Source organism: Thalassococcus sp. BH17M4-6, assembly GCF_049323015.1.
Lineage (GTDB): Bacteria > Pseudomonadota > Alphaproteobacteria > Rhodobacterales > Rhodobacteraceae > Puniceibacterium.
Window position 1 is genome coordinate 289876 of record NZ_JBMPGU010000004.1, and the last position, 22148, is coordinate 312023.

General features: G+C 63.3%; 21 protein-coding genes. 8 read left to right on the forward strand and 13 right to left on the reverse strand.

Translation table 11 applies throughout. The annotated features are described in order from the left end of the window. Positions 1-98 precede the first annotated feature (98 nt). Positions 99-1277, reverse strand: a complete 1179-nt coding sequence (locus ACOXXX_RS08300) for a CaiB/BaiF CoA transferase family protein (protein WP_422826093.1) — start codon at positions 1275-1277, stop codon at positions 99-101. Then, positions 1277-2428: an acyl-CoA dehydrogenase family protein gene (locus tag ACOXXX_RS08305; protein WP_422826094.1), complete on the reverse strand. Its 1152-nt coding sequence runs from the start codon at positions 2426-2428 to the stop codon at positions 1277-1279. The genes ACOXXX_RS08300 and ACOXXX_RS08305 overlap by 1 nt, the downstream gene beginning before the upstream one ends. Before the next feature lie 138 nt (positions 2429-2566). On the opposite strand from ACOXXX_RS08305, the gene ACOXXX_RS08310 reads away from it, so the two are divergent. Continuing rightward, positions 2567-3790: a HAMP domain-containing protein gene (locus ACOXXX_RS08310; protein ID WP_422826095.1), complete on the forward strand. Its 1224-nt coding sequence runs from the start codon at positions 2567-2569 to the stop codon at positions 3788-3790. A gap of 4 nt (positions 3791-3794) precedes the next feature. Here ACOXXX_RS08310 and rsmA read toward each other — a convergent pair whose 3' ends face one another. The 6 genes from rsmA to lptF form a co-directional block, all read right to left on the reverse strand. Then, entirely contained in the window at positions 3795-4640 is an 846-nt protein-coding gene (rsmA, locus tag ACOXXX_RS08315) for a 16S rRNA (adenine(1518)-N(6)/adenine(1519)-N(6))-dimethyltransferase RsmA (RefSeq protein ID WP_422826096.1), read from the reverse strand. Positions 4641-4719: 79 nt separating this feature from the next. Continuing rightward, positions 4720-5691: a 4-hydroxythreonine-4-phosphate dehydrogenase PdxA gene (pdxA, locus tag ACOXXX_RS08320; RefSeq protein ID WP_422826097.1), complete on the reverse strand. Its 972-nt coding sequence runs from the start codon at positions 5689-5691 to the stop codon at positions 4720-4722. Continuing rightward, positions 5688-6920, reverse strand: coding sequence for a peptidylprolyl isomerase (locus tag ACOXXX_RS08325; protein WP_422826098.1), 1233 nt, complete (start codon positions 6918-6920; stop codon positions 5688-5690). The genes pdxA and ACOXXX_RS08325 overlap by 4 nt, the downstream gene beginning before the upstream one ends. Continuing rightward, positions 6908-9064 carry an LPS-assembly protein LptD gene (locus ACOXXX_RS08330; protein WP_422826099.1) on the reverse strand — a complete coding sequence of 719 codons (2157 nt, stop codon included), beginning with the start codon at positions 9062-9064 and terminating at the stop codon, positions 6908-6910. The genes ACOXXX_RS08325 and ACOXXX_RS08330 overlap by 13 nt, the downstream gene beginning before the upstream one ends. After that, positions 9064-10158 carry an LPS export ABC transporter permease LptG gene (gene lptG, locus ACOXXX_RS08335; protein ID WP_422826100.1) on the reverse strand — a complete coding sequence of 365 codons (1095 nt, stop codon included), beginning with the start codon at positions 10156-10158 and terminating at the stop codon, positions 9064-9066. The genes ACOXXX_RS08330 and lptG overlap by 1 nt, the downstream gene beginning before the upstream one ends. Next, positions 10155-11279, reverse strand: coding sequence for an LPS export ABC transporter permease LptF (gene lptF, locus ACOXXX_RS08340; protein ID WP_422826101.1), 1125 nt, complete (start codon positions 11277-11279; stop codon positions 10155-10157). Before lptF ends, lptG begins: the two co-directional genes overlap by 4 nt. A 148-nt stretch (positions 11280-11427) precedes the next feature. Here lptF and ACOXXX_RS08345 point away from each other — a divergent pair, with 148 nt between their 5' ends. After that, positions 11428-12897, forward strand: coding sequence for a leucyl aminopeptidase (locus ACOXXX_RS08345; RefSeq protein WP_422826102.1), 1470 nt, complete (start codon positions 11428-11430; stop codon positions 12895-12897). Positions 12898-12902: 5 nt separating this feature from the next. After that, a complete protein-coding gene (locus tag ACOXXX_RS08350) occupies positions 12903-13361 on the forward strand; it encodes a DNA polymerase III subunit chi (RefSeq protein ID WP_422826103.1) in 459 nt (152 codons plus the stop codon). Between the two features lie 75 nt (positions 13362-13436). On the opposite strand, the gene ACOXXX_RS08355 is transcribed toward ACOXXX_RS08350, so the two are convergent. Further along, a complete protein-coding gene (locus ACOXXX_RS08355) occupies positions 13437-13715 on the reverse strand; it encodes a hypothetical protein (protein ID WP_422826104.1) in 279 nt (92 codons plus the stop codon). Positions 13716-14272: 557 nt separating this feature from the next. Beyond that, positions 14273-14500, reverse strand: a complete 228-nt coding sequence (locus ACOXXX_RS08360; protein ID WP_422826105.1) for a hypothetical protein — start codon at positions 14498-14500, stop codon at positions 14273-14275. A 201-nt stretch (positions 14501-14701) separates the two neighbouring features. Here ACOXXX_RS08360 and ACOXXX_RS08365 point away from each other — a divergent pair, with 201 nt between their 5' ends. Then, positions 14702-15916, forward strand: coding sequence for an alpha/beta fold hydrolase (locus ACOXXX_RS08365; protein ID WP_422826106.1), 1215 nt, complete (start codon positions 14702-14704; stop codon positions 15914-15916). A 173-nt stretch (positions 15917-16089) separates the two neighbouring features. Next, on the forward strand, positions 16090-16593 hold the full coding sequence (locus ACOXXX_RS08370; RefSeq protein WP_422826107.1) for a hypothetical protein: 504 nt from the start codon (positions 16090-16092) through the stop codon (positions 16591-16593). 239 nt (positions 16594-16832) lie between these two features. Here the strand turns inward: ACOXXX_RS08370 and ACOXXX_RS08375 are convergent, their stop codons facing one another. After that, the gene (locus ACOXXX_RS08375) at positions 16833-17459 is read right to left on the reverse strand and encodes a DUF924 family protein (protein WP_422826108.1); all 627 of its coding nucleotides are present in this window, start codon (positions 17457-17459) and stop codon (positions 16833-16835) included. 24 nt (positions 17460-17483) lie between these two features. Then, positions 17484-17675 (reverse strand): hypothetical protein, encoded by a 192-nt coding sequence (locus ACOXXX_RS08380; protein ID WP_422826109.1) that lies wholly within the window; start codon positions 17673-17675, stop codon positions 17484-17486. 89 nt (positions 17676-17764) lie between these two features. On the opposite strand from ACOXXX_RS08380, the gene ACOXXX_RS08385 reads away from it, so the two are divergent. Next, on the forward strand, positions 17765-18670 hold the full coding sequence (locus tag ACOXXX_RS08385; protein ID WP_422826110.1) for a LysR family transcriptional regulator: 906 nt from the start codon (positions 17765-17767) through the stop codon (positions 18668-18670). Positions 18671-18908: 238 nt separating this feature from the next. On the opposite strand, the gene ACOXXX_RS08390 is transcribed toward ACOXXX_RS08385, so the two are convergent. Further along, positions 18909-19598, reverse strand: coding sequence for a GntR family transcriptional regulator (locus tag ACOXXX_RS08390; protein ID WP_422826111.1), 690 nt, complete (start codon positions 19596-19598; stop codon positions 18909-18911). 223 nt (positions 19599-19821) lie between these two features. Between ACOXXX_RS08390 and ACOXXX_RS08395 the strand changes: the two genes are divergently transcribed. Together ACOXXX_RS08395 and ACOXXX_RS08400 are read left to right on the forward strand one after the other, a co-directional pair. Continuing rightward, positions 19822-20805 carry an ABC transporter ATP-binding protein gene (locus ACOXXX_RS08395; RefSeq protein WP_422826112.1) on the forward strand — a complete coding sequence of 328 codons (984 nt, stop codon included), beginning with the start codon at positions 19822-19824 and terminating at the stop codon, positions 20803-20805. A gap of 36 nt (positions 20806-20841) precedes the next feature. Then, the gene (locus ACOXXX_RS08400) at positions 20842-22107 is read left to right on the forward strand and encodes an ABC transporter substrate-binding protein (RefSeq protein ID WP_422826174.1); all 1266 of its coding nucleotides are present in this window, start codon (positions 20842-20844) and stop codon (positions 22105-22107) included. Positions 22108-22148 lie beyond the last annotated feature (41 nt).

Sequence of the window (22148 nt, forward strand, 5' to 3'; positions counted from 1 at the left end):
GGCGCGAGCGGCTGAAGGTCGTGCAGAAACGGGCCAGGAAGGGCTGGCTATGGCTGGGGGACGGGTGTTGCGTCCGGAGGGGCCGAACGTGGCCCGGCTCAGATCACCTTATCCTCCGCCAGCTTGCCGATCTCGACCTCTGAAAATCCCAGTTCCGTGAGCAACGCGCCAGTGTGTTCGCCCAGGGCCGGTACCGCGTCCATGCGCGCGGGCATGCCCGAAAGGCCGCCGGGCGGCAGCAAGGCGGGCAGGGGGCCCGAGGGGCTTGGCACTTCGCGCCAGCGGTCGCGGGCGGCGAGTTGGGCGTGGGCCCAAAGCCCCGCCATGTCGTTGACGCGGGCATTGGCGATGCCCGCCGCGTCGAGCCGGGTGAGGACCTCCTCCGCGCTGAAGGCGGCGAAGCCTGCGTGGATGATCTCGCGCAGTTCTGCCGCGTGGGCGGCGCGCTGGTGGTTGGTGGCGAAACGCGCGTCTTCGGTCAGGGCGGGACGGTCGAGCACCTGGGTGCAGAAGGCGCGCCATTCGCGGTCGTTCTGCAGACCCAGCATGACATCGACCCCGTCGCCCGCCGTGAAGGGGCCGTAGGGAAAGATCGTGGCATGGGCGGCCCCGGCGCGGGGCGGCGGCGGCGCGCCGTCCATGGCGTAGTACATCGGGTAGCCCATCCATTCGGCCATCGCCTCGAGCATCGAGATGTCGATATGGCTGCCCGTGCCGGTACGCCCGCGTTGGATCAGCGCGGTCAGGATGTTGGAATAGGCATAGACGCCCGCGGCGATGTCGGCGACCGAGATGCCGGCCTTGGCAGGGGCGTCGGCCTGGCCGGTGACCGAAAGGAAACCCGCCTCGGCCTGGATGAGCAGATCATAGGCCTTGCGGTCACGGTCCGGCCCGTCCGCGCCGTAGCCCGAGATATCGCAGACGATCATCCGCGGATGATCGACCTTCAGTGTGTCATGGCCCAGCCCCAGCCGCGCGGCGGCGCCGGGGGCGAGGTTCTGCACCAGCACATCCGCGCGGGTCAGCAGCCGGTCCAGGACGGGCCGCGCGGCGGGGGCCTTGAGGTCGAGCGTCAGGCTTTCCTTGGATCGGTTGGCCCAGACGAAATGCGACGCCATCCCGCGCGCGCGGGTGTCGTAACCGCGGGCGAAATCGCCGCTTCCAGGGCGTTCGATCTTGATCACCCGCGCGCCCTGATCCGCCAGATGCCGGGTGCAGAGGGGGGCCGCCACTGCGTGTTCCAGCGACACCACGGTGATCCCGTCGAGGGGGCGCATCAGAACGACCTTGGCAGGCCCAGCACATGCTCGGCCACATGAGACAGGATCAGGTTGGTCGAAATCGGCGCGACCTGATACAGCCGGGTTTCGCGGAACTTGCGTTCGACATCGTATTCGGTGGCAAATCCGAACCCGCCGTGGAACTGGATGCAGGCGTTCGCGGCTTCCCAGCTGGCCTTGGCGGCGAGGTACTTGGCCATGTTCGCCTCGGTCCCGCAGGGCTGGCCCGCGTCGAAGAGCGCGCAGGCGCGGTCGCGCATCAGGCCCGCGGCCTGCACCTCGATATGCGCCTCGGCGATGGGGAACTGCACGCCTTGGTTCTGGCCGATGGGGCGGCCAAAGACCTCGCGCTGCTTGGCATAGTCGGTGACCTTGTCGATGAACCACAGCCCGTCACCGATGCATTCCGCCGCGATCAGCGCGCGTTCGGCGTTGAGCCCGTCAAGGATGTAGCGAAAGCCCATGCCTTCCTCGCCGATGAGGTTTTCGGCCGGGATTTCGAGGTTGTCGAAGAAAAGCTCATTGGTTTCGTGATTGACCATGTTTTCAATGGGTTTCACGGTCAGGCCGTGGCCGATCGCGGCCTTGAGATCGACCAGGAAGATCGACATGCCCAGCGATTTCTTGCGAACCTCGGACAGCGGCGTGGTGCGCGCGAGCAGGATCATCAGATCGGAATGCTGGATGCGGCTGATCCAGACCTTCTGCCCGTTGATCACGTAGCGGTCGCCGCGGCGTTCGGCGGTGGTCTTGATCTTGGTGGTGTCGGTGCCGGTGGTGGGTTCGGTCACGCCCATGCTTTGCAGCCGTAACTCTCCGCTGGCGATGCGCGGCAGGTATGCGGCCTTCTGTGCGTCGGATCCGTGCCGCAAGAGCGTGCCCATGTTGTACATCTGCCCGTGACAGGCACCCGAATTGCCGCCCGAGCGGTTGATTTCCTCCATGATCACCGACGCTTCGGTCAGGCCAAGGCCCGACCCGCCGTAGTCTTCGGGGATCAAGGCGGCCAGCCACCCGGCCTTGGTCAGCGCATCCACGAATGCCTCGGGATAGCCGCGCTGGTGGTCGATGTCGCGGTGGTATTCGGGGGGAAAAGTGGCGCAAAGCGCGCGCACGGCGTCGCGCAGATCCTGGTGCGGGTCGGTCATGGGGCCTCTGGTCTGAAGGGTCGGCCCGGCAAGCCTAGTGCAGCGCATCGGCGAACGGAAACGGAAAGCGGCGTGCGGGCGGACCTCGCCACGCCCGTCCCGCGGGCTATCTGGAGGCGCAGTGCAGGAGGCGCCGCGATGATCGACCAGAACAGCCCGTCCATCGGCCGGTTCGACAAGTCGTTCCTGATCCACATGATCCGCGACTTTTTCCTGATCCTGGTGCTGGTGACGGTGCTGGAATTCTCGCTCAAGGCGGCGCTGGTCTATTACGACTACCGCGCCAACGGCACCGAACAGGCCGAAGAGGTGGCGCAGGATCTGGCCGAAAACGTCCGGTCGATCATGCGCAACGAAGGCGGGCCGGTGGCGGCACGCACGATGTACCCGATCCTCAACGAGAACTGGACCAACCTCGGCTATGCCATCGCCATCGAACCGGCGCCGGTCACCGTCCGGTCGATCGAGCAGAATTTCGATTTCACACCGCAGGGCATCCCGGGCGATGACTGGCCCGCGGGCCGGTACCAGGCGGCATCGGTCGACGTGAGGGCCGAACCTTTCTGCCTGGCCTGCCATACCGAGGCGCAGGTCGGCGACGTGCTGGGCACGGTCACCGTGCGCACCTACCTGGCAGAGGATTTCGCCAAGTGGTTTCAGGACATCCGCCTGACCGCGATCCTGGCGGCGGGCAAGATCGTGCTGCATTCCTTCCTGCTGCTGCTGATCCTGCGCGCCCGGATGCAGCCGCTCTGGTCGCTGCGGTCCGTGGTGTCGAACCTCGCACGGGCCTACGGCCGGCTCGACCACCGGGCCGAGATCCGCACATCCGACGAATTCGGTGTTCTGGCGCGCGACCTGAATCTTTTCCTGGATCGGATTACCCAGATCGTCGCGGAACTGGACACGGTGTTGGCCAAGGTGGTGTCGGCCAATGACGCCATCATCGCGGTGCAGGGCGATCTGCGGCGCACCGTGGACGAGGTCGCGTCGGGCCTGCGCCAGCTGGAACGCGACGCGATGCTGGGGGCCAAGCGCGAACCGCGCCTGTCGCAGGCCTGGTTCACCGATATCCGCGCGACGATTGCCGATCTGGACGACGGGCTGGCGGATCGCGGCGGGGCCGAGGCGGCGACCGCGCTGCTGGGCAACCTGCGCGACGTGGTGGCCAATGCCGAGGCGCAGATCGCGGCATCAGAGGCGATGTTCACGCGGCTCGCCGATCTGGGCGACCGGAGCGAGGCGCTGAAGGGGTCGATGATCGAGATGACGCGGCTGGAGGAACGGCTTCAGGGCATCATCGAGACCTGCAGCACGCTGGTGCGCCGCCTGCGCACCGACCGCGATCGCCGCGACAGCTGAACGGTCAGCGCGCCGCCGCGACCGCGCGGGCCAGCGCGCAGAACGCCTCGAGCGGCACCTGTTCGGCGCGCTGTGTGGGCGGGATGCCGGCACTTTCCAGCAGCGCCTCGATGTCGGGATGCAGCCCGCGCAGCGCGGCGCGCAGCATCTTGCGGCGCTGGTTGAACGCCATGGCGACCACGCGTTCCAGCACCGCGGCATCCGCCTCGAACCGCGGCCGGGGCAGGGCGGTCAGATGCACCACGGCGGAACTGACCTTGGGCGGCGGGGTGAACGCCTCGGGCGGGAGCGACAGGACAATGCGCGCCTCGGCCCGCCATTGCACCAAGAGCGCCAGCCGCCCGTAGGCCTTGGAGCCGGGCTGCGCCACGATCCGTTCTGCCACCTCGCGCTGGAACATCAGGGTCAGCGAGGACCAGAACGGCGGCCAGGCATCGGGCGTGAGCCAGCGCACCAGCAGTTCGGTGCCGACGTTGTAGGGCAGGTTGGCGCAGACCGCGATGGGCGGGGTCAGATGCGCCAGCGGGTCGATCTCGAGCGCGTCGCCTTCGATCACCTGCAACCGGTCGGGCCAAGCGGCGGCGATCTCGGCGAGGGCGGGCAGGCAGCGGCGATCCTTTTCGATGGCCAGCACCTTGCGCGCGCCTTCGGCCAGTAATCCGCGCGTCAGCCCGCCGGGGCCCGGCCCGACCTCGAGCACATCCATGCCGGTCAGGTCCCCCGCCTGGCGCGCGATCTTGGCCGTCAGGTTGAGGTCGAGCAGGAAGTTCTGGCCCAGCGACTTGCGCGCGACCAGCCCGTGATCGGCGATCACCTGGCGCAGGGGGGGCAGGCTGTCGATGCGGCTCATGGCTTCTCTGGTTCCCAAATACCTCGGGGAGCGCGAGGGGCTGGCCCCTCGCCTTGGCACGGTCGGGCCGCGCCGACGCTCATGCGGTGCCCGACGCCAGCCGCCAGGCCATGCGCAGCGCGTGAATCGTCGATTCAGGGTTGGCCCGGCCGGTGCCGGCGATGTCGAAGGCGGTGCCGTGATCGGGCGAGGTGCGGATGAAGGGCAGACCTAGCGTGACGTTCACGCCGCGGTCGAAATCCAGCGTCTTGATCGGGATCAGCGCCTGATCGTGGTACATGCAGATCGCCGCATCGTAGTGCGCGCGGGCGGCGGCATGAAACATCGTGTCCGCCGACATCGGCCCGACAAGGGCCATGCCCTCGGCGCGCAGCGCGTCGAGCACCGGGACGATCACCTCGATCTCTTCGCGGCCGATCTTGCCGCCTTCGCCTGCATGGGGGTTGAGCCCGGCCACGGCAAGGCGCGGGGCGGTCAGCCCGAACTGCCGGACAAGCGCGTCATGGGTGATGCGGATGCGGTCGCGCAGCAGGTCGGGCGTCAGCGCGGCGGGAACCTGGGCCAGCGGGATGTGGATCGTGGCGGGCACGACCCTCAGCTGGTCCGAGGCCAGCATCATCACCACCTCGTCGGCATCCGCGAGATGGCAAAGGTATTCGGTATGCCCCGGAAAGGCGAAGCCCGCGCCATCCTGCAGCGCCTGCTTGTGGATCGGCAGGGTGCAGACGGCACCCGCCCGACCGGCCTGAGCAAGGTCGACGGCGCGGGCGATCACGTCGATCACCGCCTGCGCCTGTGCGGCCTGCGGCGTGCCGGGACTGCGCGGCCCGGCAAAGGCGTGGGGCAGCACGGGCAGGCCCTCTTTGGCCCTTGAACGGGCCGCATCGGGGATATTTATCACCACGTGCGGCACCTCGCCGGGCAGGTGCGCGGGATCACCGAGGTAGAAGAACGGCACCTCGGTGCCCAGCACGCGCCAGGCCGCTTCGGCCAGTTCGGGGCCGATGCCGGAGGGTTCGCCGCAGGTCAGCGCGACGGGGGCGGGGCTCATTTCTCGACGATGCGGGCGTCGGCGCGCAGCTGCGCAAGGTAGCCGTCGGCCAGCGACGCGACCCGCTGGTTGCGCAGCCCCGACACCAGATCCTCGCGCGAGGCATCTTCGGCAATCGCGTTGGTGCGACCGCAGAGCATCAGGAACACCAGTGTCTGGCCGTTCGACCGGGTCAGGGCAGTGGACACCTCGCCCGGGTCGAGCTTGGACAGCTCAAAGGCGATGTCGGTGGGGATTTCCGAGGGTGGCAGCGATCCGCGATCCAGCACCTCGGGCGGCTGGCCCTTGGCGACACCGTAAAGATCGTCGCAGCGGTCGACCTGGCTGGCCAGCACCCGGGCGCGGGCCAGGGTTTCGGCGCTGCGGCCGCCGGGCATGTAGTAGGCGGCGTATTCGATGGCGGCCACTTCGGGCGCGGTATAGCCGGTTTCCTCGATCCCGCGCAGCTGGAACAGCGCGATGGCATTGGGGATCGGGATCGGATCGGTGACTTCACCCGGCGACAGCGCCAGCACCAGCGGCTGCAGACGCGGCGGCAGTTCTGTCAGGTCCTGCCAGGGCAGGCGGCCCCCGGCGCCGCGCGTGGCGGTGGCGGAATAGCGGCGCGCCTCGGCGGAAAAGGCCGATTCCGAGGTCAGCTGCGAAATCCGCTCGGCCCGGGCGCGCACGGCCTCGGCCTGCTGCGGCGGGGCGGGCATGATGATTTCCGACAGCAGCACCCGCACGTTGCTGGACCCGCTGCCCGAGGACAGCGCGCGGTCGATCTCGGCATCCGAGATATTGGCCTGCCCGGCAAAGCGCCCCTGCACCACCCGGCGCCAGCCCAGACCGGCACGGACGAAGTCGCGGAAGGTCTGTTCGGCCACGCCCGCGCGTTCCAGCGCGGCGGTGAATTCCTCGCGGCTGAGGTTGGCGCGGCCTGCGAATTCCTCCATCCCCTCGAGGATATCCGTGTCCGAGAGCACGATGCCATTTTCGGCGGCGGCCTGCAGGCGGATGCGGTCGTCGATCAGCTGTTCACGGGCCAGCGTGTCGGGATTGCCCGGCGCGCTGAGCACCCGCAGCATCCGGGCGCGCTGTTCGACCTCGAAATTGGTGATCACCGAATCGTTCACGATGATCGCGGGGGCAAAGAGGTTCTGCGCCATGCCCTGCCCGGGCAGCGCTGTGGCGGCCAGAAGGGCACAAAGGGCAAGCGGGCGGAAAAGGCGGGCTATCAGTTGCTGCATGAGCGGCGGTACTCCTTGGCGCTGCCACCGGTGCTGAAGCCTTTCAGCGCCACTGTCAGGCCGAAATCTGTCGATGGTTCTAGGTTAGTGGAAGAGGCAAACCGGCGCGAGACCGAAAAATTCACCTGTGCGCATTCGTTCTGGTATTCGAGGCCAAGCGCCGCCTTCGCGAACCGGCGGTCGGCCAGATCGTATTGCCAGCTGGCTTCTCCGGCCCAGTGGTTGGTCATCTCGTAGCGGCCGTCAAAGCTCCATTCCGACACGGCGCCGCTGCGGTCCTCGGCCGGGTCGCTGACCAGCAGCAGGTAGGAGGCGCCAAGGTCCATGCGGTCGGTGACCCAGCCGGCGCGCGCCTCGGCCTTGGAGAATTGCAGGTTGCCCACGTCGAGAAGCCCGCGGGCGGAAAAGCTGAGGCCCGAGGCGGTCTGCAGGTGCCCGGCGATGAGCCAGTCCGAACCGCGGCTGTCCATGCCGGACGAGCGCGAGAAGGCCGGATCGTCGGTGTTGCGCCAGACCCGCCCAAGGGTGAGCCCCGAGCTCCACCCGGTAGGATCGTCGCGGACGAAGCGCAAGCCCACGGCAGTGAGCCGCCCGCGTTCGCGCCGGTCGGCGGCGGGAAAGCGCGACAGCGACAGCAGGTTGCCCTGGTCGAATTCGGCGCGGGTGCTTTCGTCGTTGGGCTGGCCCAGCCTTTCGCCGCCGACCCAGCCCACCTGCGTCACCGGCTCCAGCAGGTAGCGCGCGCCGCTGGGGCCGGTCATGGCGAAGGGCCAGCGCAGTTCGACCGAGGCGGCGGGGGTGACCTGCGTCACGTCGCGGGGGCTGGCGGCGTCCTGGTCGATCCAGAACCGGTCGATCCAGAGATGCCCCTCGGCCCCGGCGCGCAGGCCGCCGGGCAGGGTCCACCGGTTGCGCCAGCTGGCGGTGGCGTTGACGCGGGTCACGTCGCGGCCATCGACGATGGTGTCGTCGTCCGGCCCGTCGACGTCCAGATCGGAATAGCGGTAGTGGCTGTGGCCCACGGCGCCCAGCCGGAACTCGCCGCCCAGGCGTTGCGGAAAGAACCGCTTTTCGAACCGCACGTCGGTGATGATCGACGGCTGCGTGGCGTTGCTTTCATCGTCGCGCAGGGTTTCGGTATGGGTCAGCGTGGCCTGCATCAGCTCGTCCCGCCGCACGCGCCGCAGCTCGATCGTGGAATAAAGCCTGTCGGCGCCGGAATAGCCGTAATCCGACAGATACGCCTCGTCCGTGGTGGCCTGCAGATCGAATTCCAGCTTGAAGTCACGGCCCAGGTCGAACGCGCCTTCGGCAAAGAGGTAGCCGCGGGTTTCGTCGCGGATCAGCGTGTCCTTGGAGATCGCGCCGGTCAGGGTGATCCGGCCATTGCGGAAGGCCTGGCGGTAGCGCGCCTCGAGCGTGCGGGTCACGGGCGACAGGTACGGTGTCAGCGTGATGTCGCGGTGATCGCCGATGGGGATGAAATACGGCGTCTTGATCCCGAACCCCAAAAGCGTGGTCGACCGCACCGTGGGGATCAGAAAGCCGCGTGCGCGGTCCAGCGTCGGGTCGGGCAGGCGCATGTAGGGGATGTAGAAGATCGGCACATCCTTGATGCGCAGCGTGGCGTTTTCGAAATAAAGCTGCCGTTCCTCCTGGTCGTGGACCACGCGGCTGGCGCGGATCTGCCAGAGCGGCGATTGCGTGCCACAGACCTGGCACGAGGTCGCAGCGACCTTGGACAGCTGCGTAAAGCGCCCGCTCACCCGGCGCGCCTCGACCGAGGCAAGCTGCAACTGCTGGTCCAGCACCATGCGTGCGCCGCGCAGGATGCCGTTCTCGAGATCGGCCCCCAGGGTTCCGCCTTCGGCCACCAGCACGTTGCCCTGGGCATCGGTGACCCGCACCGGCCCTTCGAGGGTCAGGCTGTCGCTGGCCTGGTCGTAGATGATGCGCGTCGCGGTCAGGCGGGTGCCGTCATAAAGCGCCTCGACATTGCCCTGGGCGATCAGCCGGGTTTCGCCTTCGATCAGCACGCTGTCGGCGACCAGAAGGGCGGCATCGACGGTGTCGGCCTCCTGCGCGCGGGCCGGGCCCGTCGTCAGCAGCAGCGCACCAATCAGCAGGGCCGCAAGCCGCCGCATCAGCCATCCTCCATATGCAGGATCAGCCCCAGCGCCAGCAGCAGCGACGCGACGGGCGGCACCCAGGCGGCCAGCATCGGGTTGATCTGGCCGTTCTCGCCAAGGATTTGCGCGAAGTTGCGGATGTAGTAAAGGCCAAAGCCCAGCAGGATCGCCGACAGCACCGCCACGCCGGTGCGCCCAAGGCGGCTGTGGCGCATGGTAAAGCCAGCCCCGACCAGCACCAGCGCGACCAGAAACAGCGGCCGGGCCAGTTCCATCTGCAGCCAGACGATGTGACGGCGGGCGGAAAACCCGGCCTGTTCCAGATCCGAGATGAAGGTCGGCAGTTCCCAGATCGCCACCGCCGACGGGTTGCCGAAGCGGTCGCGGATGCTGTCCTGCGTCAGGGTCGACGACAGTCGCAGCGTCGGCAAGGTCTCGGCCCGGGTTTCAGGGTTGCCGCCGTTGGACAGATCCCAGGATTTTGCATCGCTCAGCACCCAGGCGCCTTCCTCGAGCGCCGCCTCTGCCGCCTCGATCCGGCGCACGGGGCCTCCCGAGGGGGCGTAGGCCACGAAGGTCACGTCGTAAAGCACGGTCGCCGACGGGTTGGCGCGGCTGGCGCGGATCACCGTCTGTCCGCTGGCATCGCCCTGGCGCAGCCAGAGCCCTTCGGCCCCGATCGACAGCGCATTGCTGCCGCCGTTCTGGTAGATTTCGGACAAGTCGCTGAACCGTTTCGACGTAGCCGCGACAACGGGGTTGAACATCGCCACCGCCAGCGCGCCGATGAGTGCCGCCACGGTCACCGGCGCCACAAGCACCGCCAGACCGGATCGGCCCGCGGCCCGGCTGACCACCAGTTCCGACGACCGCGCCAGCCCCAGAAACAGCGTGATGGTCGACAGGATCACCACCAGCGGCAGCATCTGATAAAGCGCCTGCGGGGTGTTGAGCATCGTGAGCTGCAGAACCTGCCCGAACCCCACCGAATCGTCGAACCGCCGCAGCTGTTCGACAAGGTCGAGCAGGGTCAGGAACAGAAAGAAGATCGCCAGCACGCTGAGAAAGATCCACAGGAACCGCTTGGCGAAATAGGCATGCAGGATCATGTCGCGGCCTCCGGCCCCGGGGCGGGCGTGGCCGTGGCCCCGCGCGGGCGGAAGGGGCGGCTTGCGTGGTGCAGCATCGCCGCCGACAGGCCCAGCCCCACGACCGACGGCAGGTAGACCAGCGGCCAAAGCGCCGCGTTCGACCGCACCGGGTCGGTCACGGCGCTTTCGGCAAGCTTGACCACCACCAGCAGGAAGATCGCGCCGATGATCTGACGCCAGACGCCGAAGCGGCTGAACGACCCCAGCATGAGCGTCGAAAAGCCGATGAGTGCTGCCACGACAGACAGCAGCGGTTGCTGGAACCGGCCATGCGCCTCTTCCAGCACCTCGCCGATGCTGTCGTTGGTTTCCTCGGCAATGGCGGCGGGATCGGACAGGAGCTCGAGCGTGGGGATGTTGCGGATCTTGCGGCGCTTGTTGCTGTCGGCCGCGATCAGTCCGCTCACGTCATAGGTGAGGTCGGTGAAATTGGTGGTCGACAGCCGGTCGCCCTCACGCTCGAAGGTCTGCGCGAGGCCGCTTTGCATCACCAGCTTCGGCCCTTCGGCATCGCGCAGCAGGTAGGCCCGCGCGGCGGTATAGGTGACGTCGCGGTTTTCCAGCCGCCGGTCGGACAGGAAGACGTCGCGCAGCTCGCCATCGACGGTGATGTCGCGGATGTAGAAGGTCACGCCCTTGGCGGGATGCAGGAACACGCCTTCCCGTAGCAGCCGCGCGCTGACCGAGCCCGAGATTTCCGTTTCGCGTTCGCGCAGCTGCGCGTTCGACGCAGGCACGAGGAAATGCGTCAGAACCGTCATCATCAGGGCCACGATCAGCCCGAAGATCAGCACCGGGCGCGCCAGGCGCCAGGGAGAATAGCCGGTCGCCTGCACCACCGTCAGCTCGGATTCCGAGCTTAGCCGGTTGGTGACGTAAACGGCCGCCGCGAACGCCGCCATCGGCAGCACCATGCGGATGACGTTGGGCAGCGACAGCGCGGTGAATTCCAGGAAGACGCCGGCCGAATGGCCGTCGGCGATCAGCCGGTCGAACAGGATCACCGCCCGGTTCACCCAGTAGACCGACACCAGCACCAGGGCGAAAAAACCGAACAGCACCATGAGTTGCGACAGCATGTATCTGTCGAATCTGGCCAAGGCGTTCCCCCCGAAACAACACGTCCTGGCGCAGACCCTAGCGGATTGGGGCAGGGGGGAAAAGGTGGCACTGGTCAACCGGCGCGGCGGGCTTTACCTCTGGGCCAAAGCAAAAGGAAAATCCGCCATGACCGATCTTCGCAGCATCACCTTCGTGCCCGTGTCGCTGGACGACCTGCCAGATGCAAAGGGCCGCGTCGCGGTCTTCGTCGGCGCCGACGGCAAGCTGTCGCGCGGGGCGCGGCGGCTCAACCGGCTGACCAAGGGCGCGGTGGAACGCGCGCTGGAGTCGGAGCGCTGGGAGAAGCTGAAAGACGGCGACGTGCTGTCGCTGGGCTTTCCGGCGGGGATGAAGGCGCAGGGCGTCGATCTCGTGCGGCTGTCGCGCCGTCCCTCGGTGGCGGAGGCGCGCAAGGCGGGTGCGGCTCTGGCGCGCATCGCAGGCAGCGCCGGGCTGCTGGTGCTCTGCGAAAGCCTCAAACGCGCCGAAGAGGTGGCGCTGGGGCTGGGCCTGCGCGGCTACCGCTTCACCGATCACAAGACCGACAAGGGCGATGCGCCGGAACCAGCGGTTTTTCACTGCAGCGATGCCGACGCCGTGGCCGCCGCGGCAGAGCCGCTGCTTGCGGTGGCCGAGGGGGTGGTCTTTACCCGCGATCTGGTCAACGAGCCTGCCAACGTGCTCAGCACCACGGAATTCGCCAGCCGACTGGAAGGGCTGCGCGATCTGGGCGTCGAGGTCGAGGTGCTGGACGAGGACGCGCTGGAAAAGCTCGGCATGCGGGCGTTTCTGGCGGTGGGCGTGGGATCGGTCACGCCGACCAAGCTGGTGGTCATGCGCTGGAACGGTGGCGCGGACGGGTCCGCACCGCTGGCGCTGGTGGGCAAGGGCGTGGTCTTCGACACCGGCGGCATCTCGCTCAAGCCGTCGCAGGGCATGGAATCCATGACCATGGACATGGGCGGCGCGGGTGTCGTCGCGGGCACCATGCGCGCCATCGCAAAGCGCAAGGCCAAGGCCAACGTCGTGGGGCTGGTGGGCCTGGTCGAGAACATGCCCGACGCCGCCGCGATGCGCCCGGGTGACGTGCTGCGCTCGATGAAGGGCGACACGATCGAGATCATTTCGACCGATGCCGAGGGGCGGTTGGTGCTGTGCGACGTGCTCTGGTACGCCCAGGAAACCTACAAACCCGCGGCGATGATCGACCTGGCGACCCTCACGGGGGCCTGCATCGTGGCGCTGGGGCATGACAACGCGGCGGTCTTTTCCAACGACGATGCGCTGTGTTCCGATTTCCTGGGCGCCGCCGGGGCCGAGGACGAAGGCGCCTGGCGCATGCCATTGGGCAAACCCTATGCCGACCTGATCAAATCCCCCATCGCGGATATCAAGAATTCCGGCGGGCGGCCCGCGGGGTCGATCACCGCGGCGGAATTCCTGCACCGGTTCGTCAAGGAGGAGACGCCCTGGATCCATCTGGACATCGCGGGCGTCGCACATGTGCCGCGCGACCTGACGCTGTCGCCCAAGGGGGCCACCGGCTGGGGGGTGCTGTCGCTCAACCGCCTGATCGCCGACCGTTTCGAGGGCTAGCGCGCATGGGCGCCGCGTATTTCTATCACCTGACGCAGCGGCCGCTGGAGGTGACGCTGCCCGTGCTGCTGGAGAAATCGCTGGGGGCCGGCTGGCGCGTGGCGGTGCGCGGGCGCGATCCGGCAAGGCTGGACTGGCTGGATCAGAAGCTGTGGCTGACGTCGGATGACAGCTTTCTGCCGCACGGGCAGGCGGGTGGCCCTCATGACGCGGCGCAGCCCATCCTGCTGACCCAGGCGCGTGAGGCGCCCAACGACCCGGCCTGCCTCATGGCCATCGATGGCGCTGAGGTCGCCCCCGAAGAGGTCACGGGGCTGGAGCGGGTGTGCATCCTGTTCGACGGCCAGGACCCCGAGGCGGTGCAGACGGCGCGCGGCCAGTGGAAAGCGCTGACCGGCGCCGGCTGCAAGGCGCAATACTGGTCCGAAGAGTCCGGCCGCTGGGAGAAGAAGGCGGAGGCTTGAGCGGGGCGGAGTTTGAGAGATGTTTGCGGCGGTTTTGCGACAGGCGGTTTGTCGAGAACGGCCCATACCAGCCGTTCATCGGGTCAAGCCACGCCGCAATGCAGCCTCACCGAACCGGCCATTTGCTGCGCCCGCGAGAACGATGCGTTGCCCGATGTCGGAAATGGCGGACCAAGCAGACATGTGTCTGACCAACTGCCGGAACCAGAGCCGGATATTGGCCGACTTTCGCAATCTAGATCGACGCCATGGCGCGACTTCAACTAACGGGACATTCGCAGCGATTGCGAGACCAAAATCGTCCCTGAAGCCGGACAGGTGCGACATGGTGTAGTCGCGGTAGCGGAACACCATTTGGCTTTCCAGTACCAACCAAGTTCTTATGTCTCCGCCCGTGAGGAGTCGAAATAGCCGCAAGACCACCGGTCGATCCGCCAATCCGGATGTGTGCTTTTCCATTTCGCGAGTTCGGCCTGGCCATGCAACATACAAGTCATCAAGGGAATGTTCGAAAACAGCAGGGACTCGCGTCGGCAGATTTCCGATTCCCCGAGAAGGCAAGCAACAAAGGCAAGTTCGATCATTTCATAGCTCCAGATATTTGCGACGCCGGACCAAGCAGAAAATGAGCGGGTGCGCGCGTTCCAGCCGCCGGCAGGGAGTCATGCCGGATCGACAAAAGAACCAAACCGCGATCAAGACTAACATCGGCGGTAGATGCTGAGCGCGCCTCTTTGCACCGCAGCGGAACGAGCCATTCGCACCCAAGAAAAGAGAGCGGGAAGGGACACTCCAAAGTCGCCGCTATTGCGAGAAGCGTCGCTGGGCGTTTGGGGAAAGCTCTCAGCTTTTCGCCCCGCCCCAACGACTCGGCGCTATGCAATCTCACAATCGGTCGCCTAGCCCGCGCGTCAGGACTGGGGCTCTGCGTTGGCGGCTTCTGCGCCCGTAAATCCCGCTTGCAGATCGTTGATCAGCGAATAGATGGGCAATGCGTTCGGTCGTGCGAAGTCGCAACGCTCCAGATGAGCATCCAAGGTGCTTGCATCTTGGATCGGTGCCCAAACCCAAGAATCCGCGGACGCAGCCGAGCCGAAGAGAGCCGACATCAGGGCGGCGGATACGAGCAGGGTTTTCATGTCATTCTCCAGTTTCTCTCTACCGGTTGTCGGGAGGACGCCCGGCGCAAATGTGCGAGGCAGTGCTATGGGAAGACATTGCCATCGCAGTCAGACGGAAGTCATGAATGGCCCGCTGAAATGATCTGAAGAAATCTGAAATTTGCCCGTGGGCCTGATAATAGGGAACCTGCTGCCGGAGCGCATTGCCCTATTCACAACGTGCAACCGTCGTGCAAATGTGACCGAAGAGGTGGCGAAATACTTAGAGTTGGACGATATGTTCTTGACGACAAGGTCGGGCTGATTACCGCCGACGGCGAACGCAAGAGCCTGCGGCCTCAGTCGCTTACTGTCCTGCGAACGTTGGCAGCCAACCCGGGCAAGGTTGTCTCTAGGGATGACCTGATCACGGCGGCGTGGGGCGACATCCACGTTTCGGATGACAGCCTGACGCAATGTATCGCGGATATTCGCAGGGCGATTGGGGCCAGCGCAAAAGAGATCGTCCAGACCGTACCCCGGCGCGGGTATCTCCTTGTTGTCGAAGCCCCGTTGGCACGAAGTCAGAGTCACAGCGCGCCGGTCATTCGGTATACCTCATCACGCGATCAGACGCGGATTGCTTGGACCGAAACCGGACAGGGTGTGCCACTGCTGAAGACACCAAGCTGGATCACCAACATCGAAACCGAACCAAGCAGCAAGCTGCACGGTCCATTCATCAGGCGCATTGCGGAGCGCGCGCGGACCGTAAGTTTTGACCAAAGGGGAAGCTCTTTGTCCGGCCCTCTGACTGGACCAATCACGCTCGACGCGATGTGCGAAGACATCCTTTCGGTGGCTGATGCCGCAGGTCTCGATCGGTTCGTCATGTTTGGGCCTTCGCAAGGGATGAGCTATGCGATCGACTTCGCCGCACGTTATCCGGAACGCGTACTAGGCATCATTGGTCGGGGCGGATTTGCACGGGGTTGGCTTGCAACCGGCGATCCGACTCAAGCTGTGAAGTACGAGACCAGCCGACGCATGATAGAGATCGGATGGCATGACGAGAACCCTGAATACCGACGTTTCTTTACCGCCCGCTTGTTCCCGGATGCCTACCCCGACCTTGCCCGGGAATACGATGAGTTGCAGCGACTGGCTGTCGATCCGAAATCGATGCTGGCGAACCTTGATTTCTGGTGCCGTGTTGATGTTACGGAACAAGCGCGACGGCTCAACTGCCCTGTGCTTTTGCTCCATTCCCGAGGAGATCGGGCGACACCTTTCGCATCAGCTACCGAACTAGCCGCTCTGATTTCGGAATGCGAATTGATTCCTTTGGAGGGCGACAACCATATGCCCATTCCGGGGACGCGGGCGTACGAGCAGTTCTTGTCGGCAATTGAAACTTTTCTCGACCGGTTCTCCATTCACAAAGGTGACTGTTGAGAGACAGGATGCACAAGGCGCCGAGAGCCAATCTGCGGAGGTACCCGCCGCTCGCGGCCCGTTGCTGCCGTTCACACAGGAGCTGATGCCACGGTTCAGTTTCGTCGAAGCGGACATGCGCAAAACAAGATTTAGTGCTTCTTAGCAGTGCTTGGATCTGCTCAAATGCGCCAATGGACAAAGAGCAAATTCTCAAGCGTATCCGGGCTATGTTTGATGTTCCGGTGATGCAAAACAACCTTAGGGGACTTTGGGTTGAGCTGATGGTCGCCGAGATCCTTGGCCCTGATTGGAAGCAAGTCGGGAATGATTGGGCCCCTTGGGATTTAGAACGCTCAGATGGGCTTAGGGTCGAAGTCAAGCAATCGGCATCTGCTCAGTCCTGGGGCAGTTCGACAACCTCGCCTCGGTTCAGTATCGCAGCCGCCAAAGCCCACTATCCCGATGGCAAGACCTACACCCCAAATCCTTCGGGCAGCAGGCTCGCCGATTTATACATCTTCGCATGGCATGAAGGAGGCGACCAGCGTATAGCGTCGGAATGGCGTTTCTTTGTCATCCGGGCCGAACAACTGCCGAGACAGCAAAAGTCTATCGGACTTAAGGCAATCAGAAACCTCACGGCAGAGGTGTGTGCGGAAAATCTTCGGGTAAAGATCACTCACATGGCAGCGTAAACGGCCCTGAGCCGACGTCCAGCCGTCGGTCCCAATGCCGCAGTGCGGCCCGCCATAGCGGTCGTTGGTGCGCAGCGCAGCATTTTGGGAAGGTGGATGACCGCTGCGCCGGACAGAGCAACATTTCGTTGAATTCATTCCAACGTCGGCCTTGGGAGGTTCAGCACCAAAATGTTTTGCAATTTTTCTCGAAAAAAGGGGAAATGGCACCCATGCCGTCATCGGATTATGGCAATCCATCAACTCGTTTTTTGAACATGGGGAAAATGCCCTGCGGCAATATAGGCTTCCTCTGCCGGGGAAGAAATCCGTCCAAAGTGGGCGTTGCGATGCGGGTGCCGCCCGAACCGCTCGATGATAGATCGCCCGCGAGCGTTTTGCCCCCGCATCAGATCGGCAGCGTACGCAAGGTGCGGGGGCAACTCGACGATAATCGCCTCAGCTAGTTTTTCTCCAAGCGTTAATCGCTCAAGATGATCGGGACCCTCGCAATGATAAAGCGCGATCATATAGAACAGCTTCTTCCATGGCTTCACAGCCGCGAAGTGACCATTTCCAACCCCCTCAATCGCAATTCGGTTAGCCTTTATGTCCTGCGCATAGGCCGCTGGCGTATCGCGCCACAAGGATCGCGGAAATTGATCCAGCGCGATCAGCAGGGCAATGCGTCCCTCTGCACTGTCCGCCCAGTGATCCAATTCATTTCGGGCAGCAGCAACGGTCAGGTCGGCAAAGTCTTGGAAAATTGTCTGGTCCATACCACCGTGCATGCGGTGCTGAAGCCAAGCCGAAAACCTTTCGGCGGTTTCCCAAAACCCATTTTCGGGAAACCATAGTTCAAGAACGTCTTTGACATCATGTTGCATGATTGTGTCCTTGGATAACGGCGTTCAAAAGTCTTTCGGAAACAGTCCCATCAACGCTGACATGCTGTATTCGCTGACGCAGCCGTCGGATGACAGCAACCTCTCGACATACTCGCGGCGCAGGTCTGCGTGATCCACGGTTTCGTCCGTGTCCTTTGGCCCCGTGCGCCGGGGGAGAGATGTGAAAAATGTCAGGCGGATCGCAGAAAATGTCATAGTCTTTGTCTCCATGAAGTGGGTGAAGACAGGCTATGCGGGTTAACAATCTGCTGGTATTCGCCACGACGCCGTGCTGTTCTGCGAAAATGCAGAGCAAGTTCAAAGACTGGGGCGACGTCCGCATTTTCCTCGCTGTCATGCGAGAGGGCTCGACGCTGGCGGCCTCTAGGGTTCTAGGCATCAATCAAACGACAGTTGCACGTCGCATCGACGTCTTGGAGCACGCGGTTGGCCTGACCCTGTTTGAGAAAACAACGCGGGGGGCAAAACCGACACCCAGCGCCATCGCTCTGCTTGCAAATGCAGAAAGCCTGGAAAGCAGCGCGAAGGCCTTCGCGAAGACGGCCGTGAAGCAGCGGGCAAGTCAGGCCAGCGTCATTCGCGTAACCGCCATCACAAGTGCCTTTACTGATGGGTTCACAGCAATCTTGAACGAATTCACAGAGCGGCACAAAAACGTCCGCTTCTCCTTGCTGCCAAGCAATGAAGAGGCGGATATTTCATCTGGCGATACCGATATCGCGATCCGCTTAGCAAACCCGAACCGCCATATCGACCCCTCATTGATCTGTCGCCGGATTTTTGAACTCAGAATGTCACTCTTTGCGTCCCGGAGTTACGTAGAAAAGCTTGGACGCCCCGCTTCTGCGGATGATCTGGCAGGCCACCGATTGATGGCCTTTGACGAGAACCTAGCCAACCATCCAGCCAATCAATGGCTTCTTGCGAGGGTGGCCGAAGACCAGGTAATCATGACTGTCAGGGATATTTTGGCCATGGCAAGCAACATCAAACTGGGCATTGGCGTCGGAGCGTTGCCGACAAGGTTTCAAAGCGGCAACCCGAATTTAGTAAAATGTTTTGAACTGCCTGAAGGTACAGGCTCCATCGTGTGGCTTCTAGTGAACCCGACTGCGTACAAGCGGCCAGAGGTCAAAGCATTCACCAAATTCTTTGCCCCCAAGTACACCGAGTATTATTGCAACTCCTAAAATCGTAAATCGTCTTTCATAGCGGACATTCATGCCTTCCGAAAAATCGGTGATTCTGGGCTCACTGCGGACTTGCGGCGGCGCGGCGACCAGGGGCTTCTTGGTCATGGCCTCCGTCACTTCCGGCCCAGACCCGAAATTGGCCCTACTTGCAGGATGCTGCGACCGCAGCCCGCATTCCGGACATTCGCTGCGTCTTGCAGTTATGTGGAAGACCTTACCGCGTTTCGGCAACCTGTCACTTTCGCAAGGCTTCTTTCAGGGATGTTGACCCCTCATCATATTCACGCAGGTCCAACTGCAAATAGATGTCCAAAAGGTGGCCCTTCATTAGGTCTTCCGCGCCGGTGCCATCGTGGTTGCGCAATGCATCGACAAGGGCGTGGTGGGCGTTGCTTTCGCACAGGGCATTCCGGCGTTGCCAGTAAAGGGCAATGACAAGCGATGAGCGGGATACCAATTGCTTCAAGAACTGCTCGATTGTCTGCTGATCCGCGATGCGGGCAATTTCCAGATGGAAATCCCCCGAAAGCTTCAAAGCCAGACCGGGCTGACCCTGATCAAGTGCTTCATGCTCTTTCTTGATGTGCTGCTCAAGCAGGGCGATATCGGCCGGTGTCGTGCGCTCGGCGGCAGCGCGTGCTGTGCTGGGTTCTAGAAGGGCGCGGGTCTGAAAGACCTCATGGGCCTCTTTCAATGTCGGCTTCGAGACGAAGGCACCACGGTTCCTTTCAATAGTCAGCAGGCCTTCGAAGGCCAAGGCATGCAAGGCTTGACGAACAACGGTCCGGCTGACGCCGAAGACTTCGCTGACCTCATCCTCGCGCAATTTCGCCCCCGGCTTGAGCCGATGCTCATGCACCGCCTGCGCAAGCTGCTCAGTGATATCTTCTGCGGTTGCGGCCTTGAGTTTGGTCATTTTTGTCATACGGGTCTCTCTTTCCCCAACTTGCAAGTCGCAGTTTTTACACACAACCGGAGACACAATCTTTTCTATAATTGTATACAACTTTTGCCTATTTTTTGTACAACATTAACCTAACCCGCATAAATTGGAGAAGCTTTCGCTCCCGTCATGGCGATTTCTTTGGAATCAATTTGGCTGAAACAAAAGATGTGCGCCAGCGTGACTGCATCACTGCGGGGGCAACATGACTCAAAAGATCGATCTCGAGCTGATCAGTCTCACGAAGCGCTACGGCACCACGGTCGCCGTTGACGCGATCAATTACCATTTCAGCGCGGGCACCTACGCATGTCTTTTGGGTCCGTCTGGATGCGGGAAGTCGTCCACTCTACGTATGATTGCCGGGCATGAAACCGTGTCTGATGGCTCGATCACACTTGCAGGTCGGGACATCTCTGCGCTGCCGCCTGCCAAGCGGGGCACAGCGATGATGTCTCAGAGCTACGCATTGTTCCCGCATCTGAGCGTGCTCGACAACGTGGCCTTCAGCCTAACCATGAAAGGGGTCGATAAAGCCACGCGCCATGCCCGTGCAAAAGAGCTGTTGGAGCTTGTGGACATGACGGCCATGGCGGACCGGCTGCCTGCACAACTGTCTGGTGGCCAACAGCAGCGCGCGGCCTTGGCGCGGGCGTTGATTACGAAACCGGACGTTTTGCTGCTGGATGAGCCGCTATCAGCGCTTGATCCCTTTTTGCGTATCCGGATGCGGGCCGAATTGAAAAAGCTGCAGCGGGAACTTGGCATCACCTTTGTCCACGTCACTCATGGTCAGGACGAGGCTTTGGCGCTTGCTGATGAGATCGTCGTAATGAACGACGCGAAAATTGAGCAAGCTGGCAAGACGCGCTCAGTCTTCGATGCGCCAAAGACGGCTTTTGTCGCCCGTTTTTTGGGCTCTCACAATGTGGTGGCGATGCCCGAAGGGATGGTCGCGATACGATCTGATGCGTTGACGGTGACAGCCGACAAGGCCGCCAAGCTGCCGGGCACCATTACAAACATCGAATATCAAGGCACGCATGTCGCGCTGACCGCTTCAGTTCCCGGCGAACAAGAGGTCACCGCGCTGCTGTCTGACAAGGATTTCTTCGGCAACCCGAAGGAGTTGGGCGAGGCGATCGGCCTCGACTGGGAGGCCGAGGCAGCACACGCCCTGGCTGGATAACAAGACGTTCAACAGAGAGGACGAACCATGACGATAATCTCAAAAGTACGCTATTCGCGTCGTTCCTTGCTGAAAGCCGGTGGCGCGGCGGTGGCGGCCGCCGCGCTTCCGGCTCCAATGGTCTGGGGGCAAGAGACGAAAGACATCACCTTGCGCCAGTTCGGCACCGGGGTGTCAAACCTGAATGACGTGGCCCTGAAGGTCAAGGAAGACCTTGGCTTCAATCTGGAAATGACCGCGCTGGATACCGACAGCGTGACGCAGCGCGCGGCGACACAGCCCAACAGCTTTGACATCGCGGATATCGAATACTTCATCTGCAAAAAGGTGTGGGCCGCGGGCAACCTGCAGGCGATGGATACCACCAAGATTGAACAATACGACAACATCGCGGGCACCTTCCGAAGTGGTCTTCTGACCCCTGACAGCACGATTGCCCAGGGCACAGCACCGCACACTGTCGGGTTCACCACCGGCGTCGACGGAACGGAGTTCGTTCAGGAAGAATCCGGCTGGATGACGCTGATCCCCACTATCTACAACGCCGACACGCTGGGCATCCGCCCCGATCTGATCGGTCGCCCGATCAACAACTGGTCCGAGCTGCTGAATCCGGAATTCAAAGGCAAGGCCTCAATCCTCGATATTTCGTCCATCGGGATCATGGACATGGCCTTGGTCGTGGAATCCATGGGTGAGTACACATACCCAGACAAGGGCAATATGACGAAGGAAGAGATCGACCTGACGCTCGGCATCTTTACCGAAGCCAAGAAAAACGGTCAGTTCCGCGCGTTCTGGAAGTCCTTCGATGAATCGGTGAACCTGATGGCATCTGGTGAGGTGGTCATCCAGTCCATGTGGTCGCCTGCAATTACAGCCGTACGGTCGCAAGGTATCCCATGCGTCTATCAGCCGTTGGAAGAGGGCTATCGGTCATGGGGCGGCGGCCTTGGCCTCTCGGCATCGCTTTCGGGCATGGAACTGGATGCGGCCTATGAATACATCAACTGGTACCTGTCCGGCTGGGTCGGCGGATACCTGATGCGTCAAGGCTACTACTCTGCTGTTCCAAGCACCTCCAAGGAATTCATGACCGCCGACGAATGGGGCTATTGGTACGAAGGCAAGCCCGCTGAGGGGGACATCCTGTCACCCACCGGTGACAAGCTGGCCGGTGCAGGTGATGTGCGCGATGGCGGATCTTTCGAGGACCGCATGGGCAACGTCGTCTGCTGGAATTCCGTCATGGACGAGAACCAGTACATGGTCCGCAAGTGGAACGAATTCATCGCGGCCTAAGCGATGCGCGCCGGGGGGCCTTGGTCCTCCGGCACACAAGA

Excerpts from the sequence above, each read along its gene's own strand:
- ACOXXX_RS08300 (WP_422826093.1), bottom strand. The coding sequence starts at position 1,277 with ATGCGCCCCCTCGACGGGATCACCGTGGTGTCGCTGGAACACGCAGTG.
- ACOXXX_RS08305 (WP_422826094.1), bottom strand. The coding sequence starts at position 2,428 with ATGACCGACCCGCACCAGGATCTGCGCGACGCCGTGCGCGCGCTTTGC.
- ACOXXX_RS08310 (WP_422826095.1), top strand. The coding sequence starts at position 2,567 with ATGATCGACCAGAACAGCCCGTCCATCGGCCGGTTCGACAAGTCGTTC.
- rsmA (WP_422826096.1), bottom strand. The coding sequence starts at position 4,640 with ATGAGCCGCATCGACAGCCTGCCCCCCCTGCGCCAGGTGATCGCCGAT.
- pdxA (WP_422826097.1), bottom strand. The coding sequence starts at position 5,691 with ATGAGCCCCGCCCCCGTCGCGCTGACCTGCGGCGAACCCTCCGGCATC.
- ACOXXX_RS08325 (WP_422826098.1), bottom strand. The coding sequence starts at position 6,920 with ATGCAGCAACTGATAGCCCGCCTTTTCCGCCCGCTTGCCCTTTGTGCC.
- ACOXXX_RS08330 (WP_422826099.1), bottom strand. The coding sequence starts at position 9,064 with ATGCGGCGGCTTGCGGCCCTGCTGATTGGTGCGCTGCTGCTGACGACG.
- lptG (WP_422826100.1), bottom strand. The coding sequence starts at position 10,158 with ATGATCCTGCATGCCTATTTCGCCAAGCGGTTCCTGTGGATCTTTCTC.
- lptF (WP_422826101.1), bottom strand. The coding sequence starts at position 11,279 with ATGCTGTCGCAACTCATGGTGCTGTTCGGTTTTTTCGCCCTGGTGCTG.
- ACOXXX_RS08345 (WP_422826102.1), top strand. The coding sequence starts at position 11,428 with ATGACCGATCTTCGCAGCATCACCTTCGTGCCCGTGTCGCTGGACGAC.
- ACOXXX_RS08350 (WP_422826103.1), top strand. The coding sequence starts at position 12,903 with ATGGGCGCCGCGTATTTCTATCACCTGACGCAGCGGCCGCTGGAGGTG.
- ACOXXX_RS08355 (WP_422826104.1), bottom strand. The coding sequence starts at position 13,715 with ATGGTGTTCCGCTACCGCGACTACACCATGTCGCACCTGTCCGGCTTC.
- ACOXXX_RS08360 (WP_422826105.1), bottom strand. The coding sequence starts at position 14,500 with ATGAAAACCCTGCTCGTATCCGCCGCCCTGATGTCGGCTCTCTTCGGC.
- ACOXXX_RS08370 (WP_422826107.1), top strand. The coding sequence starts at position 16,090 with ATGGACAAAGAGCAAATTCTCAAGCGTATCCGGGCTATGTTTGATGTT.
- ACOXXX_RS08375 (WP_422826108.1), bottom strand. The coding sequence starts at position 17,459 with ATGCAACATGATGTCAAAGACGTTCTTGAACTATGGTTTCCCGAAAAT.
- ACOXXX_RS08380 (WP_422826109.1), bottom strand. The coding sequence starts at position 17,675 with ATGACATTTTCTGCGATCCGCCTGACATTTTTCACATCTCTCCCCCGG.
- ACOXXX_RS08385 (WP_422826110.1), top strand. The coding sequence starts at position 17,765 with ATGCAGAGCAAGTTCAAAGACTGGGGCGACGTCCGCATTTTCCTCGCT.
- ACOXXX_RS08390 (WP_422826111.1), bottom strand. The coding sequence starts at position 19,598 with ATGACAAAAATGACCAAACTCAAGGCCGCAACCGCAGAAGATATCACT.
- ACOXXX_RS08395 (WP_422826112.1), top strand. The coding sequence starts at position 19,822 with ATGACTCAAAAGATCGATCTCGAGCTGATCAGTCTCACGAAGCGCTAC.